The organism is Flavobacterium sp., from assembly GCF_035456225.1.
Taxonomy (GTDB): domain Bacteria; phylum Bacteroidota; class Bacteroidia; order Flavobacteriales; family Flavobacteriaceae; genus Flavobacterium.
Map to the genome: position 1 here is coordinate 16,190 of NZ_DATIDM010000130.1, position 15,398 is coordinate 31,587.

Below are 15,398 nucleotides of genomic sequence, written 5' to 3' on the forward strand. Positions count from 1 at the left end.
AATTTAAAATGTGGAAAAACCGGTTGATTTAGTCAATTATATGGAACTGATTCCTATTTCGATTCAGGCGATAAAGGAACAAAGCCAGATCATACAACAATTACAATCAGAGATTAAAGCGCTTCAGGAGGAAATCAAAAACCTCAAGAAGAAATAATACCAAAACAAAAAGGAGCTTCAGTTAAAGCTCCTTTTTTATTTTGTTTAAAACCGTTTCCGGTAATATAGTCCGCATCGCGTTTTCATAACCTTCCACTTTTTTGTTTCCGTAAACGGATGTTGGCAACAACGGATACTTTTCCCTGTCTGAAGCAAGGCAGAAATCATCCGGCTGATTAAAGGGTTTGAAACCCGCATAAGGATGCGTCGCGCCCCAAAGCGTAATCACTTTTACGCCCAGCATGGCTGCAATATGGGCGTTTCCGGAATCCATGGAAAGCATCAAATCCAGATTTGAAATGACTTCCAGTTCTTGTTTGAATTTCAGTTTACCGGCCAAAACAATTACGTTGGTATGCTTGTTTTTCAGTTGGTTTAATAATTGGATTTCTTTCTCCCCGCCTCCGAATAAAAAAACTTTCAGATTCGCATCAGCGGCTAAACCGTCGATTACTTTTTGCATTAAATCGATTGGGTACACCTTACTTTCGTATTGGGCAAAAGGAGCAATTCCCACCCATTTTTGGTCTTTATTTCCGATTACCGAAACGATTGCATCAGACAAAATGGCTTTCGGCAGAAACTGCGGATAGGACAAATCAATCGGAAAACCCAATTGAGAAAAGGTATCGGCATGGCGCTCGACCATCGGCTTGACCGGAATAAAAATTTTGTTTTCAGAACGGGTAAGTGCTTTTTTTTCTGCCCGGCCTTTATCGGTAGCGGCTACTTTTTTTCCGCTCATTGCAAAAAGGTTTCGAACCACCTTCGATCGTAAAACATTATGTAGATCAGCTACTTTATCGACGTTCAGTTTTCGCAAATCCGAATACAATCGCATCAGACCCGGAAGTCCTTTATGGCGTTTGGCCAGATCTACCGGGAAGAAATTCACATTCGGAATCCCATCAAAAAAAGGTTTGAAAAAAGGTCGGGAAACCACGGTGATTTCCACTTCGGGATACTGCAAAATTAAGGCTCTCAACACAGGAACCGTCATTGCGACATCACCCATGGCCGAGAGCCTTATTACGGCAATATGTTGTTTTTTAGACATCAACCAGGATGACTATTTTTTATTCTGATACAATACCGGATTCAATTCTTCGTCGTTGTACATTTTCATTTGCTTGTACACTTTCATGTACTTGTCGCCTTTTTCGATATCTTCAATCAATTGGCTGATGGAGGTAAACATATCGTTCTTCTGATCCAAAAGCACATTTAGTTTCTCCTGACATTTAGCGCGGTGTTCTGCCGTTGCTTCTGCGCGGGTCGCTTCTTCGTTCATGTGGTAAATCTTCAAAGCCAAAATCGACAGACGGTCAATAGCCCAAGCCGGACTTTCTGTATTTATTCTCGCATCAGATTTTACCTGAACGTCTTTGTATTTCTGAAGAAAATAACTGTCGATGTATTCCACCATATCCGTACGAACCTGATTCGAAGCATCAATTTTACGTTTTAAATCCAAAGCCGCCACCGGATCGATATTCGGATCACGAACGATATCTTCGTAATGCCACTGCACGGTGTCCACCCAGTTTTTAGCAAACAACAAATGCTCTAACGAACCTTTTTCATAAGGGTTTAACGTAGGCTGATACACATCGTCAATGATATGATATTCCTTGATACTCTGTTCAAAAATCGGAAATGCAAATTCGGCAAACATAGCTTTTAATTTTATTTACAAATATAGTTTTTATACTTTTATCCTTTACCTTTGAATGACAACTTTAAACAAATTTTATGCACATCCATTATATTTCCGAAAAAAACAGCATTCTGAACCACTTTTTAACGCAACTTCGCGATGTTTCGATTCAGAAGGACAGTATGCGTTTTCGAAGAAACATTGAACGTATCGGAGAGATAATGGCCTACGAATTGAGCAAGACGTTGGAATATAAAGATGTTGCTGTTCAGACGCCGTTAGGCATAAAACACACTACAACTATTGCTGAACCGGTGGTTCTGTGTTCGATTTTGAGAGCCGGTCTGGCTTTACATCAGGGTTTTATGAATTTCTTTGACGATGCTGAAAACGGATTTGTATCGGCCTATCGCCATCATTATGACAACGACGAAAAGTTTGAAATACTGGTGGAATATCAGGCGGCACCATCCTTTGAAGACAAGAACCTGATTTTGGTCGACCCAATGTTGGCCACAGGGCAATCACTGGTAGCGGTTTTAAACAAACTGCATTTGGAACAAAAGCCAAAGGAAATCCACATTGCCGTTGTAATTGCGGCTCCCGAAGGAATTGCATATTTAGAAGAAAACCTGCCTCCTAATTGCCATTTATGGGTTGCTGCCCTGGACGAAAAACTGGACGAAAAGAATTACATCGTTCCCGGATTAGGCGACGCCGGCGATTTGGCTTACGGAAACAAACTATAACTGTCCGAGGAAAATAATTAGGGAAAATAAAACCAATCCGCCTAAAATACTTTCCTTGAGCCATCCTTTGTCTAACCCTTCCAGAAAGTTAGTCCCTAAAACCGATAAGGGAAAAAAGGTAAACATCAAAAAACTATTGTTTTTGTCGGCCGATAAAACATAAATTCCAACTCCAAAAAGGAATGTGAAAATTATTTTTTTATACGAAGACTGCATGTTTAACGGTCGGCTTTTCAACACCAAAACTTGAGTAGAAAAGAACAATACCGCCACCGAGGAGAAAAAAGCCAACGCTATGTTCTGGAATACGTTTTCAAAATAAGTAAAATCAAAACTAATCTGCAACCTTTCTTTCACAAACGCCAGCAAATCATGATCCAGCAGTAACACGGCCATGACGAAAAGGACCAAAACGGCAAAAAAGGCAATAAACGGTATTATCCAATTGCGATAATCTCTGGATACGTGGAAAACGATGGAAATAAAAACCAATATCAGGAACAGTATGCACCAGAAATGAAATAGTGAGGCCACAAAAATCCAAAAGGAGGCATCAAAAATTTTTTCTTTTGGGGTGATCAGCGATTGCATGGATATCAATCGGCGCAAAGCCAACAGCAGAAAAAAATTGGCCAAAATGATATTGGTATTGACTAACGTTGTTGGAAAAAGAATCAAAAAAACAACAAAAATAAATGGCGCATAACTGTTGTCTTTGCTCAATCCGTTTCTTTTAGTGATGAATCGTACCAAAAATAAAGAACCTGTAAGAACAAGCAAAAGTCCGGTTTTCTGAATAACCGTAAAATAATGTTCCGTCCATGAAAGATCCCTGGTCAAGTATAAAAAGTAGAACCCAATCAGCAATAAACTGATTAAAACGTAATTAATTGGTCGAGATTTATTAAAAAGACTTGCTAACATGCAGATATTTTATATTTTTGTGACTGTAAAGATAACACTTGTATAAAAAAGAGACTAACAAGAGTAAGAAGTTTTATTTTCTTTACTTGTTAGTTCGAAATAAACTAAAACAAAACACACTATGAAAGCTTTTTTTGAAGGAATAGCCTATTTATTCGAAGAAATTCTTTTTGCTCCTATGGATTTGATGAGAGAATTAGAATTATCTAACTGGTGGACAGCAAATATTATAAACTGGATTTTTATCGTTATCTGCTGTTGTGCTACATGGTACTGGACAAAAGAATTAAAATTATTTAAGGACAGAGGAGAGGATGAGCAGGATACTACTGCGCATTCATTCTTAAAATAAGAATTCTGAAAAATCCCGATTCATATCGGGATTTTTTTTGCTCCTTCCCGAAATAAAAAAGTGCAAATTTTAAAAGACCGTTAAAAAAAGCGGTTTATCGATAAAAAGGATAATGTTGAAAGACTTAAGGCATTTCTGTCTAATTTTATTAATCAGAAAAAACAGAAGTGTCAGTCATGCCAGTATCAAACAACAAATCTTGGAAAATTCTTTGTGCCTTTCTATTGATAGAGATCCTGTTCATAGGCAATACTACAGCCCAGACGAGCATGGATTCCGTAAGTAAATGCCCAATAGTATCCGTTCCGGATCTATTCAGAAAAAAAGACTCCACCACTGTCCTCAAACCCATCAAAAACAGCTTTTTAATTATCATACCAACAATCGGTTCGCAACCGGCATATGGCTTCATGTATGGTGTTGTAGCCCAATACACTTTTAAAGGCGATCAACCCAAAGACAAATATTCCACCGTCAACCTGGGTGTGACCTACACTACGAAACACCAGCTAATGATCAATGCAAAAAATAATGTATTGCTGAAAAACAATGCCATATTTTTGAGCGGAGATTGGCGTTATTACATTTTTTCACAGTCCAATTATGGTTTGGGAACCAATATCATTCCGCCCAATAGCTCCGATGACGGATACAGTCTGGACGCTATTACCCAGCCCATGGATTATGACTATTTGAAGTTTCATCAAACAATCTCCTGGGAATTCAAAAAAGATTATTACATGGGAGGTGGGGTTGCCTTTGACATCTATACCAATATAGACGACAAGAACCTGAAAATCGAGGAAGGTGCATATACCGAACACTATAATTATAGTCAGCGGCACGGTTTTGACCATCAGGAATATATAGTGAATGGTTTGAGTTTTAACATGGTGCATGACTCGAGGGACAATCAGATAAATCCAAACAATGGGTGGTTTGCGAACCTTAATTACCGGTTCAATCCAAGTCTGAACGACAGACAGCGAAAAAGCCAGGTACTTTTCGCCGAATACCGTTATTTTATCCCTTTAAGCACAACCAATAAACAACATGTACTGGGTTTTTGGACCTATGGTCAATTCCTGGTACAAGGCGATCTACCCTATCTGAATTTACCGGCTATCGGATGGGATCAGCGCAGCAGGGCCGGTAAAGGATACACGCAAGGTCTGTTCCGTGGTTTTGATCTGGTCTATTTTGAAACCGAATACCGTTTCCCAATCAGCTGCAATCAACTCATCAGCGGAACCGTATTTGCAAATTTAACGACCGCCAGCGATCATGATAATGACGTTAACCTGTTCCAGTACATCCAGCCCGCAGGCGGTATTGGGCTTCGTATTTTACTTGATAAGCCGACAAGGACCAATCTTGTTCTGAATTACGCCTGGGGTCGTGATTCCAAAGCATTTTATCTGAATGCCGGAGAGACCTTCTAGCAATTTCTACAGACTTTCATATTCAACAACAATAAAAAAGAGCAGAATCACTTCTGCTCTTTTTACATTTATTATTTTAAAAACACCGGTTTACAAATCAAACCCGATATCTTTTCTGTAGTACATACCATCAAAATGGATTTTCTCGATGTTGGAATACGATTTTGCAATCGCCTCCTTAAAATTATCTCCATAAGAAGTTACTGCTATAACACGTCCGCCGTTACTCACAATCGCTCCGTCATTTAATGCGGTTCCTGCGTGAAAAGCAATCGAACCCTCTACTTTATCCAAACCTGAAATTACTTTGCCTTTGGCATAATCTTCAGGGTAACCGCCGGAAACAACCATAATGGTCGTGGCGCTTCTCGGGTCGATTTCAAAAGCCACCTGATCTAAAGTCTGCGTAGCGATCGCCTGGAAAATTTCAACCAAATCCGATTTCAGACGCGGCATCACCACTTCCGTTTCAGGATCTCCCATACGAACATTGTATTCAATTACAAACGGATCATTCCCCACTTTAATCAAACCGATGAACACAAAACCTTTGTATTCGATATTGTCTTTTTGAAGACCTGCGACTGTAGGTTTCACAACGCGTTCTTCAATTTTTTGCATGAATTCTGCATCCGCAAACGGAACCGGAGAAACAGCTCCCATTCCACCCGTATTCAAACCGGTATCGCCTTCACCGATTCGCTTATAATCTTTTGCAGTTGGCAATATTTTATAGCTTTTTCCATCAGTAAGTACGAAACAACTCAATTCGATTCCATCTAAAAATTCCTCGATAACCACTTTGGAAGAAGCATCTCCGAATTTCGCATCCACTAACATGTTTCTTAATTCCTGCTGCGCTTCGGCTAAATCATTCAAAATTAAAACCCCTTTTCCTGCCGCTAAACCATCTGCTTTTAAAACATAGGGTGCATTCAGCGTAGTTAGGAATTCACAACCTGCTTCAACGGTGTCTTTTGTAAAACTTTGATAACGTGCCGTCGGAATGTTGTGCTTTACCAAAAATTCTTTAGCAAACTCCTTGCTTCCCTCTAATTGTGCTCCGTGTTTTGACGGACCGATTACAGGGATATTTTTTAAATCAGCATCATTTTTAAAGAAATCATACACACCGTTTACCAAAGGATCTTCCGGACCAACCACTACCATTCTGATGTTTTCGGAAAGTACAAGGTTTTTTACGGCCGCAAAATCATTGGGGTTGATGGCAACATTGGTAGCGATAGAAGCAGTTCCGGCATTTCCCGGCGCTACGAAAAGTTTTGAGCAATGAGAACTCTGAAGCATTTTCCAAGCCAAAGCATGTTCTCTTCCGCCTGAACCTAACAATAAAATAGTCATGTTGTTGAGTTGTTGATTTGGGTGCAAAAATAGTCCGTTTTGAACGGAAAAAAAAGTTTATAACGATAGTTTATGGATACTGTTTTATTATTTTTGAAAAAATTTCCCTGAACGTGTTCCGATTATTCGACTTTTCGCTAAAAATGAGTGGTTTCCCAATGAGGGAAGCACATGCCGCTTTCGATGAAATTCTGGCCATCCCGGAAGCTGATTATTTGGCGCACATCGAGGCACAACGAAAAAAAATCGTGGCTTTTCATCTGGAAAACAATACTTTTTACAAGGAACTGGTCGGAAAAAAAGATAAAATCGATTGGAACAACTTGCCGGTCCTGACCAAAAGAGATTTGCAAAGGCCTTTAACGGAACGGCTTTCAGAAGGCTATACCCAAAAATCAGTATTTGTCAATAAGACATCCGGCTCCAGTGGTGATCCTTTTGTTTTTGCCAAAGATAAAGAAGCGCATGCCCTAACCTGGGCTTCGATAATTTACCGTTTCGGATGGTACGGAATCGATTTCAATTCATCCTTTCAGGCTCGATTCTACGGAATCCCTTTGGATTTCATCGGATATCGAAAAGAACGCCTGAAAGACTTTCTGGGACTGCGATACCGTTTCCCAATTTTTGATTTATCGGATGTGTTTCTGGAAAAAGTGCTGAAACATTTCAGAACCAAAAAATTCGATTACATCAATGGTTATACCAGTTCGATTGTATTGTTTGCCAAATTCCTGCAGAAAAAAAACCTGTTTCTGAAAGACATCTGCCCTACTTTAAAAGTGTGCATGGTCACTTCGGAAATGCTTTTTGATTCCGACAAAGAACTTTTGGAAACGCAATTCGGCATTCCTGTAGTGAACGAATACGGCGCTTCCGAACTGGATTTAATTGCATTTCAGAATCCGAAAGGCGAATGGCAGGTTAATTCGGAAACCCTTTTTGTTGAAATTTTGGACGATAACAACCAACCCGTTCCCAACGGACAGGAAGGACGTATCGTGATTACCTCACTGTACAACAAAGCGCATCCTTTTATCCGTTATGACATAGGCGATATCGGAATTTTAGACGAAAAAAGCACTCCAAAAAAACCGATTCTGAAGCAACTGACCGGAAGAACGAACGATATAGCACTTTTGCCGAGCGGAAAAAAATCCCCCGGACTTACCTTTTACTATGTTACCAAAAGCATCATCGAAGACGATGGCAATGTAAAAGAATTCATTATACGTCAGACCAAAACGGATTCATTTGAAATCGACTATGTGAGCGAAGAGGAACTGACATCGGAACAGATCAAAGGAATTCAGGAGGCTATTGACAAATACCTCGAGCCCGGATTACAATTTTCGTATAACAGAAAAAATAGTTTACTTCGCAATGCACGAGGCAAACTCAAACAATTCATATCAGAACTATAATGATAAAACTCACCATAGTGGCCGGAGCAAGACCCAATTTCATGAAAATTGCGCCGCTTATCCATCAGATTCAGCTTCAACAAAATGAAGGAAAAGCCATTTCGTTCCGTTTGGTGCATACCGGTCAGCATTATGATAAAAATTTGAGTGACACTTTTTTTGAGGAACTCAACATCCCGAAACCGGACGCAAACCTTCAGGTAGGCGGAGGAACCCAAGCAGAACAAACGGCCGGTATCATGATTGGCTTTGAAAAAGAACTGGCGGACAACCCCTGTGATTTGGTTATTGTCGTAGGTGATGTTACCTCTACAATGGCCTGCAGCATAGTAGCCAAAAAAGCGAATACAAAAGTTGCGCACATTGAAGCCGGAATCCGATCCTTTGATTTAACCATGCCAGAAGAAATCAACCGCATGGTAACCGACAGTATTACCGATTATTTTTTCACGACATCAGATTATGCCAATGAAAATCTGAAAAAAGCCGGAATTGAAGACCATCGCATTTTCTTTGTGGGGAACATCATGATTGACTCATTGGTAAAAAATATGGAACTCATTGAAAAACCGACTTTCTTTGACACATTGACCTTGTCGGAAAAAAAATATCTGGTACTTACCATGCACCGTCCGTCTAACGTGGACAATAAAGAAAATCTGAAATCCTATTTGGACAACATCACAGATTTCGCAAAAGAATTCACCGTAGTATTTCCGATTCATCCCAGAACAAGGCCTATTGTAGAAGCACTTGGCAAAACGTATTCGAATCTGGAAATTGTCGAACCGCAACCTTACCTTAAATTCATCTACCTGCTCAAAAATGCGGCAGGAGTAATTACGGATTCTGGCGGTATTACTGAAGAAACTACCTATCTGCACATTCCTTGTATCACTTTAAGAGAGAATACCGAAAGGCCTGAAACCTGTGTTTTGGGAAGCAATGTTTTGGTTGGCAGCGACTTTAATGCCCTGAAAGCAAACTTGGATAAGATATCGGAAAATAATTGGAAAAAAGTTGGGATTCCGGATCTTTGGGATGGTCATACCGCCAGCCGAATTGTGCGCATACTACTAGACCTTCCCTTGTAATGCAGGACATACTCATCATATCCAACTATTACCCCCCGGAAACAGGAGCCGCCGCCAATCGCATTGAAACACTGGCTCACGGACTTCGCGATAAGGGTTGGAACGTTTCCGTTTTGTGTCCGCTTCCAAATTACCCTAACGGGAAGATTTTTGACGGTTATCAAGGAAAACTGAAACACAAGTCGGTGGAGAAAGAAATTACCGTTTACCGGACATGGGTATATCCGAGCAATTCCAAAAATAAGATTGTTCGTTTGATTTCGATGCTTTCTTTTTCAATTTCCTTGAGTGTTTTTCTGTTATTCACGAAAACTCCGAAAAAAGTAATCATCCAGTCACCACCCCTCTTTGTGGCGTTTTTTAGTGTTGCAATGAGTCGGTTGAAAAGCAAGAAAATAATTCTGAATGTTTCTGATTTATGGCCTTTGGCGGGAAAAGAACTGAATGTCATGAATGAAAATTTCAGCTATCGGATGCTGGAAAAAATCGAACGCTACAATTACAGCAACGCCGATTTGATTTTAGGACAATCAGGAGAAATATGCACCCATGTAAACGAAAGGACCCAAACAAGAACGGTCTTATATCGTAACTATCCTAAATTTCATTTAGAGGAAAAGAAATCACATGAGGTTTCCGATAAAATTCACATGGTTTATGCGGGATTATTAGGTGTTGCCCAAGGAATCGTGGTGCTTTGCCGAAATATACGTTTGCCTGAAAATGTTGTCCTTGACATTTACGGGAATGGTGCAGAAAAAGCAGAACTCATCGAATTTATTAAAGAGCATCCGGATAAAAATATCTTCTTCCATGGAGAATTAACCCGAACAGCGCTTCACGAAGTGCTGACCCAAAAAGCAGATTACGCGTTAATTCCTTTGATTAACCGTATTTATGGTTCCGTCCCTTCCAAAATTTTTGAAATGGCACACATAGGCTTACCCATTATTTATATTGCCGGTGGAGAAGGTGGTGAGGTGGTAACCGAATATCAATTGGGAGAAGTTATTACTCCGAGAGATTACGAAACACTCAACCAGGTATTTTCAAAGCTTACAAAAACAGATGAAAAATACAGAAAGCAGATTCAGGAAATAGCTCGGGAACGCTTTTCGTTTGACCGACAAATGGAAGTAATAAACGAGGAAATAAGCCAACTTTAATAGGCTTTCTCTTCTCCTTTGAAAATATTAATAACCGTTTGAACAATGATTTTCAAATCCAATAAAACCGACCAGTTTTCAATATAAAAAACATCGTATTTAATTCGGTTAATCATATCTTCATCGGTTTCTATTTCACCTCTGAAACCTCTTACCTGTGCAAGACCTGTAATTCCCGGTTTCACATAATGGCGTACCATATATTTTTTAATCCGGCTGCCATACGTCTTATTTTGCGACCATAAATGCGGACGTGGCCCTACAACAGACATATCGCCAAACAACACATTAAAGAATTGCGGCATTTCATCTAAACTGGTTTTTCGTATAAATCTTCCAACTTTTGTCACCCTTGGATCATTTCGGGAGGCCTCTTTTTCAGTTGTGGTATTAACCCTCATGGAACGGAATTTATAACAGAAGAATTCTTCTTCATTCATTCCGGGACGGCTTTGCTTAAAAAAAATAGGCCCTTTCGATTCCATTAAAATTAAAACAGCCAATATCGGTGTCAGCCATGAAAGAAACAGGACAATTACAAGCAAGGAGAAGCAAATATCAAAAGCCCTTTTTACAAATTTGACAACAGGCTCGTCCAATTGGGTTTTCTGCAGTGAGAGTACCGGGAACAACTCGTAGTAATCAATTTTTAAATTTTTGGAGAAGATTGCCTTGGAGTCCGGAATAAATTTGATCGCTATATTATTTTCATCGGCAAATTCAACCAAATTCTTAATTTTTTCATTTGACAATTCCCCTAAAGAACAGTAAACCTCATCTACTTTTTCATCTATCAGAAAAGATTCGAGCTTGCTTAAATCTCCTTTAATATCTTGATTTTGTGTTTTGTCGGAGAAAAAACCAAGAAATCGATATCCAAAATCAGTTCTGGTATTAAAAAGATCCCTTAACCGTTTTGCCTCATCACTATAGCCAACAATTATTGCGTTTCTGTAATTGCTTCCCGTTACAATTCGGTATTTCTTCAAATAATAAAAGGCAAGCGCTTTGAAGTTAATAATCAGGAAAAAGACACTCCCCGAAAATAACCCTATAGCCTCTCCGCTGAAAACGGCATCTTTTGAAAATGGGAAGAAAGCAATAATAACCAATAGGAAAATTACCGCCTGCTTAATGATTTTTGAGATAATCTGAATTGGAGTGGTATACCGATAGATTTCATAAAAACCCGAAAAATACGCAATCACAAACCAGCAAAAAATCTGATAAAAAGTGAAATATATAAAATTGATATTGAGATCCTTAAAGAAAATGAACGAAAACCCAACCAATACTATTAAGTCAATAATACTACTGATGGGTTTTAAATATTTTGAATATCTTCCTCTCTGGGCTGCTGTCATTTATCGGATATAATCTGAAAAATCTTTGTGTTCTTCTTTTGCCAATTCTTCCGGAGACAATGATTTGAAATACTCATACGTGATTTTCATCCCTTCGGAACGTGGCACCTTTGCTTCCCAACCCAAAATTTCTTTTGCCTTTGTGGTGTCAGGCTGGCGTTGCAACGGATCATTAACCGGTAACGGATGGTAGACTACTTTTTGATTGGTGCCTGTCAGCTTGATAATTTCATCAGCAAAATCCCTGATGGTTATTTCATCAGGATTTCCAATATTTACAGGCAGATGGTAATCAGAATGCAGTAATCGGAAGATGCCTTCCACCTGATCATCCACATAACAGAAAGAACGGGTTTGAGAACCATCTCCGAAAATAGTTAAATCTTCTCCTCGAAGTGCCTGACCGATAAAGGCCGGAATTACGCGACCGTCGTTCAGTCGCATTCTCGGGCCATAGGTGTTGAAAATCCTAACGATTCTGGTTTCAACGCCATGGAAAGTATTATAAGCCATGGTAATCGACTCCTGAAAACGCTTTGCCTCGTCATAAACTCCACGTGGGCCTATCGTATTTACATTTCCGTAATATTCTTCCGTTTGAGGATGCACCAAAGGGTCACCGTATACTTCGGATGTAGAGGCTATAAGAATTCTGGCTTTCTTAACTCTTGCCAAACCTAAAAGATTGTGAGTCCCCAAGGAGCCCACCTTTAACGTTTGAATAGGGATTTTAAGATAATCGATAGGAGAAGCCGGGGAAGCGAAATGAAGAATGTAATCCAGATTTCCCGGAACATGCACAAATTTGGTTACATCATGGTGATAAAACTCAAAATGCTCCAATTTGAATAAGTGCTCTATGTTTTTCAGGGCTCCGGTAATCAGGTTATCCATCCCAATTACATGATACCCTTCTTTAATAAATCTATCGCACAAATGGGAGCCTAAAAAGCCGGCTGCCCCAGTGATCAGTATTCTCTTCATTAATCTTCTGTTTTGGATGGAATCGCTTTCGCAGCATTGAAAAAACAGTAAAAGGCTACAAAAAAGACAATTCCACGTTGTCGGCTCAAAAACGATTCCGTCAAAAATAAGCTTATCATTAGAACTGCAAAAGAAATATGCACAAAATCTTTGTTCTCCAATGCTTTTTTAAGGGTAATCACGACCATTGTCAGGAGCAACAGGAAGCCTAAAATTCCCAGTTCGGCAAAAAACTGAACGTATTGATTATGGAAATTAAACTCATCATAACCTTCATACAAATTATGCTCAATACGTTTTTCGCGGATTTTATGTTTGGTGGCATTTAATCCGTAACCCGTCAGATAAGCACCATCGGTCTTCATCATCTCCAAAAAAATCCTGAATTGGTAAACACGTAAGGCGGTTCCGGGGAAAAAATCGTTTCTGTTGAATGTATCGTCATTCCATGCTTCAAAAACGGAGATGTTTTTTACAACCAGTGCATTGGGGTCGACAATATCTTCGTTGATCGTGTTTTCGTTGATGTTAGAGGAAAATTCGATTTCAAATCGGCTTTTAATTTTTTGAAAAAAAGCGAGTGAAAGCATCAGTCCGATTCCTGCGCCAAAAATCAGGAGTTTCATTTTATTTTTACTTTCAAAGCGGTAAAAGAAATAAACAAGGTTTAAAATTAGGAATACGATCAATACGTTCTTGGAAGACAACAATACAATTACACCTGTAAGAAGCAGCATTGACACTTTTTCCAGAATTGTTTTCGATGGCTCAATCATAAACGAAAAATAGGCCAGCACCATATATACCGAAACATGAATCGCATTGACATCTTCCGTTACCAGACCATGGTAAAAAAAGACTGAACTCTCTTTGGTGATGCAATAGCTCACAAACGCCCTTACAAGATAAAAAACCGCAAAAAGAACAAAGGCATAACCGTAATATCGGATAATTTTTTGTGTTTGGACTTGCGATAACGGTTTATTGATCATAAAACATGCCGGCAATAATAAGAACGGAAGGGTTTTAAAAAGAGCCGATTTGGTTTCCGGTTCATCGGTTGTCCAAATCAATGAGGCAAGCATCAGAAGATAAAATACAATGGGAACAATCAGATTTTTTTCCAACCTGAAATGCTTTTTTTTGAAAACCAAGATGGAAACCCCAATAAAAATGCCAGTGGTTATGCTGTTGTAAGCATAACGCATCGGGATTGTAATGAGAACTAAAAGTAGTGGAAGAAATAAATAATTATCCTTTACCTGTTGCTTTATGTCGCTTATAACAATCTTCAAAAAGTTGGAGATAGTCGCCATTTATTTTTTCCCAGTTAAAATCCTTTTTAATCGCTTCATAGTTGTTTTCAATCTTCTTTTGGTTTTCTTTCCTGTCTATGGTCTGCAGCAAATGCTTCACTTCATCCGGATCCGAAAAATAAAAGGCGTTTTCTTTCAGCACACCTCTGTTGAAATCATTATTGTGTGCTGCAATCAGGGCTTGAGAAGCCATTGCTTCCAGTAAAGAAGGGTTGGTCCCGCCCACGGAATGTCCATGAAAATAAAGTTTGGAATAATACCTTAAACTATTCAAATGCTCTAAGTTATAAATTCCTCCCATGAAACGTACGTGTGGAAAATATCTAAATTTATTCTTCAAATATTCGCCATATTTTGTATTGTGTTTTCCTATGACCAAGATAGGCGTTTTATCTTCACATAACGAAACTCCTTCCAACACCATGTCCAGGTTGTTTTCGGGTTCGAAACGGGCCATGATCATATTGTATTTCCCCTGCTCCACTTTGTATTCGTCCAGAACAGTTTCATCCGGAGAATCGAAGGGGTGAGCTCCATAGGCAATATAGGTCGATTCTTTTTTATAGGTTTTTTTCAAAAAAGACTGTATTCCCAAAGAATCCGCTACCAGATAATCGCTGGAAACAGCTGCGAGCCATTCAGCCACCTTTAGAAACTGTTGCACCGGCCAGGAATATTTGGAACGCTTCCATTCCAATCCGTCCATATTGGTAATGATAATCGGTGTTTTAGGCAACAGGAAAAACCAAATGGAATTACTGGTATAACCCAACTGAAGAATAATGTCAAACCCGCGTTTACGGGAATCCATGATACAGTTATAGTCATAAATGAATTGCCCGAAAGTACCGTATTTGTATTCCGGATCGTACTGGTGGATGATATTTACACCGTGAAAAGTTTTTTCCTGATAGGGATGATCGTGTGAGTTATAACAATATACCTCATGTCCTTTATCGGCAAGATAAACCGAGAAAAATTCGGCGAACTGTTCAAATCCTCCGTAATAATTGGGCACACCTCTTGTCCCTAATATGGCAATCTTCATGAAAACGTTTCCTTAATAAGTACCCAAAAATAGGAATTTTTAGGAAACAAGCTGATAAAACCGCTTTTAATTCACTGTCTGTGTATATGGGATTTGTTTCAGGCAGACTTCCTGTATTTTAGTGACGTAGTTATCAAGGGAAAATTCCGTAATGGCTCTTTGAAAACCTTGCCTTCCTAAAGCGATTCTTTTATCTTCATTGACGATTAGTTCTTCGAGTGAATGAATTAAATCTTCACGGTTGTTAGGCTCGAACAAAATACCTGTTTCTTTGTTCACCAGTATTTCTTTCAGACCGCCGTGATTCGCTCCCACTACTGGTTTTGCAGCCAGCATTGCTTCTAAAGCCACCAATCC

The 15,398-nt window shown here is 39.3% G+C and carries 16 protein-coding genes; 7 read left to right on the top strand and 9 right to left on the bottom strand.

Translation table 11 applies throughout. The features are described 5' to 3' along the window. Positions 1 to 10 precede the first annotated feature (10 nt). Complete coding sequence (locus VLB74_RS07820; RefSeq protein ID WP_325202895.1) at positions 11 to 157, top strand: hypothetical protein; 147 nt, start codon at positions 11 to 13, stop codon at positions 155 to 157. 24 nt (positions 158 to 181) lie between these two features. Here VLB74_RS07820 and VLB74_RS07825 read toward each other — a convergent pair whose 3' ends face one another. Continuing rightward, positions 182 to 1,216, bottom strand: a complete 1,035-nt coding sequence (locus tag VLB74_RS07825) for a glycosyltransferase family 9 protein (RefSeq protein ID WP_325202896.1) — start codon at positions 1,214 to 1,216, stop codon at positions 182 to 184. Positions 1,217 to 1,228: 12 nt separating this feature from the next. Then, positions 1,229 to 1,834 (bottom strand): DUF4254 domain-containing protein, encoded by a 606-nt coding sequence (locus VLB74_RS07830; protein ID WP_325202897.1) that lies wholly within the window; start codon positions 1,832 to 1,834, stop codon positions 1,229 to 1,231. 77 nt (positions 1,835 to 1,911) lie between these two features. Here VLB74_RS07830 and upp point away from each other — a divergent pair, with 77 nt between their 5' ends. Further along, positions 1,912 to 2,565 carry a uracil phosphoribosyltransferase gene (gene upp / locus VLB74_RS07835; protein WP_325202898.1) on the top strand — a complete coding sequence of 218 codons (654 nt, stop codon included), beginning with the start codon at positions 1,912 to 1,914 and terminating at the stop codon, positions 2,563 to 2,565. Here upp and VLB74_RS07840 read toward each other — a convergent pair. Next, entirely contained in the window at positions 2,560 to 3,489 is a 930-nt protein-coding gene (locus tag VLB74_RS07840; RefSeq protein ID WP_325202899.1) for a DUF6427 family protein, read from the bottom strand. The genes upp and VLB74_RS07840 overlap by 6 nt on opposite strands. A 121-nt stretch (positions 3,490 to 3,610) precedes the next feature. On the opposite strand from VLB74_RS07840, the gene VLB74_RS07845 reads away from it, so the two are divergent. Both VLB74_RS07845 and VLB74_RS07850 read left to right on the top strand, forming a co-directional pair. Then, on the top strand, positions 3,611 to 3,841 hold the full coding sequence (locus VLB74_RS07845) for a DUF6341 family protein (RefSeq protein WP_325202900.1): 231 nt from the start codon (positions 3,611 to 3,613) through the stop codon (positions 3,839 to 3,841). 176 nt (positions 3,842 to 4,017) lie between these two features. Further along, positions 4,018 to 5,283: a BamA/TamA family outer membrane protein gene (locus VLB74_RS07850; protein ID WP_325202901.1), complete on the top strand. Its 1,266-nt coding sequence runs from the start codon at positions 4,018 to 4,020 to the stop codon at positions 5,281 to 5,283. A 90-nt stretch (positions 5,284 to 5,373) separates the two neighbouring features. Here VLB74_RS07850 and purD read toward each other — a convergent pair whose 3' ends face one another. Further along, positions 5,374 to 6,645: a phosphoribosylamine--glycine ligase gene (purD, locus tag VLB74_RS07855; RefSeq protein WP_325202910.1), complete on the bottom strand. Its 1,272-nt coding sequence runs from the start codon at positions 6,643 to 6,645 to the stop codon at positions 5,374 to 5,376. 113 nt (positions 6,646 to 6,758) lie between these two features. Here purD and VLB74_RS07860 point away from each other — a divergent pair, with 113 nt between their 5' ends. From VLB74_RS07860 to VLB74_RS07870, 3 genes are read left to right on the top strand one after another with little or no spacing between them, the layout of a single operon-like run. Beyond that, positions 6,759 to 8,069 (top strand): phenylacetate--CoA ligase family protein, encoded by a 1,311-nt coding sequence (locus tag VLB74_RS07860; protein ID WP_325202902.1) that lies wholly within the window; start codon positions 6,759 to 6,761, stop codon positions 8,067 to 8,069. 2 nt (positions 8,070 to 8,071) lie between these two features. Next, positions 8,072 to 9,163 (top strand): non-hydrolyzing UDP-N-acetylglucosamine 2-epimerase, encoded by a 1,092-nt coding sequence (wecB, locus tag VLB74_RS07865; protein WP_325202911.1) that lies wholly within the window; start codon positions 8,072 to 8,074, stop codon positions 9,161 to 9,163. After that, a complete protein-coding gene (locus VLB74_RS07870; RefSeq protein WP_325202903.1) occupies positions 9,079 to 10,329 on the top strand; it encodes a glycosyltransferase family 4 protein in 1,251 nt (416 codons plus the stop codon). Before wecB ends, VLB74_RS07870 begins: the two co-directional genes overlap by 85 nt. On the opposite strand, the gene VLB74_RS07875 is transcribed toward VLB74_RS07870, so the two are convergent. The 5 genes from VLB74_RS07875 to VLB74_RS07895 form a co-directional block, all read right to left on the bottom strand. Beyond that, the gene (locus tag VLB74_RS07875) at positions 10,326 to 11,693 is read right to left on the bottom strand and encodes an undecaprenyl-phosphate glucose phosphotransferase (protein ID WP_325202904.1); all 1,368 of its coding nucleotides are present in this window, start codon (positions 11,691 to 11,693) and stop codon (positions 10,326 to 10,328) included. The genes VLB74_RS07870 and VLB74_RS07875 overlap by 4 nt on opposite strands. Continuing rightward, positions 11,694 to 12,677, bottom strand: coding sequence for a UDP-glucuronic acid decarboxylase family protein (locus tag VLB74_RS07880; protein ID WP_325202905.1), 984 nt, complete (start codon positions 12,675 to 12,677; stop codon positions 11,694 to 11,696). Continuing rightward, complete coding sequence (locus VLB74_RS07885; protein ID WP_325202906.1) at positions 12,677 to 13,972, bottom strand: O-antigen ligase family protein; 1,296 nt, start codon at positions 13,970 to 13,972, stop codon at positions 12,677 to 12,679. Before VLB74_RS07885 ends, VLB74_RS07880 begins: the two co-directional genes overlap by 1 nt. Continuing rightward, positions 13,929 to 15,041, bottom strand: coding sequence for a DUF1972 domain-containing protein (locus tag VLB74_RS07890; RefSeq protein WP_325202907.1), 1,113 nt, complete (start codon positions 15,039 to 15,041; stop codon positions 13,929 to 13,931). Before VLB74_RS07890 ends, VLB74_RS07885 begins: the two co-directional genes overlap by 44 nt. Positions 15,042 to 15,107: 66 nt before the next feature. Continuing rightward, positions 15,108 to 15,398: glycosyltransferase (locus tag VLB74_RS07895; protein WP_325202908.1), on the bottom strand; the 291-nt coding region annotated here is incomplete at its 5' end.

What these genes read in the sequence shown, in the direction of transcription:
- VLB74_RS07825 (WP_325202896.1), bottom strand. Translation starts at nt 1,216, where the DNA reads ATGTCTAAAAAACAACATATTGCCGTAATAAGGCTCTCGGCCATGGGT.
- VLB74_RS07830 (WP_325202897.1), bottom strand. Translation starts at nt 1,834, where the DNA reads ATGTTTGCCGAATTTGCATTTCCGATTTTTGAACAGAGTATCAAGGAA.
- upp (WP_325202898.1), top strand. Translation starts at nt 1,912, where the DNA reads ATGCACATCCATTATATTTCCGAAAAAAACAGCATTCTGAACCACTTT.
- VLB74_RS07840 (WP_325202899.1), bottom strand. Translation starts at nt 3,489, where the DNA reads ATGTTAGCAAGTCTTTTTAATAAATCTCGACCAATTAATTACGTTTTA.
- VLB74_RS07845 (WP_325202900.1), top strand. Translation starts at nt 3,611, where the DNA reads ATGAAAGCTTTTTTTGAAGGAATAGCCTATTTATTCGAAGAAATTCTT.
- VLB74_RS07850 (WP_325202901.1), top strand. Translation starts at nt 4,018, where the DNA reads ATGCCAGTATCAAACAACAAATCTTGGAAAATTCTTTGTGCCTTTCTA.
- purD (WP_325202910.1), bottom strand. Translation starts at nt 6,645, where the DNA reads ATGACTATTTTATTGTTAGGTTCAGGCGGAAGAGAACATGCTTTGGCT.
- VLB74_RS07875 (WP_325202904.1), bottom strand. Translation starts at nt 11,693, where the DNA reads ATGACAGCAGCCCAGAGAGGAAGATATTCAAAATATTTAAAACCCATC.
- VLB74_RS07880 (WP_325202905.1), bottom strand. Translation starts at nt 12,677, where the DNA reads ATGAAGAGAATACTGATCACTGGGGCAGCCGGCTTTTTAGGCTCCCAT.
- VLB74_RS07890 (WP_325202907.1), bottom strand. Translation starts at nt 15,041, where the DNA reads ATGAAGATTGCCATATTAGGGACAAGAGGTGTGCCCAATTATTACGGA.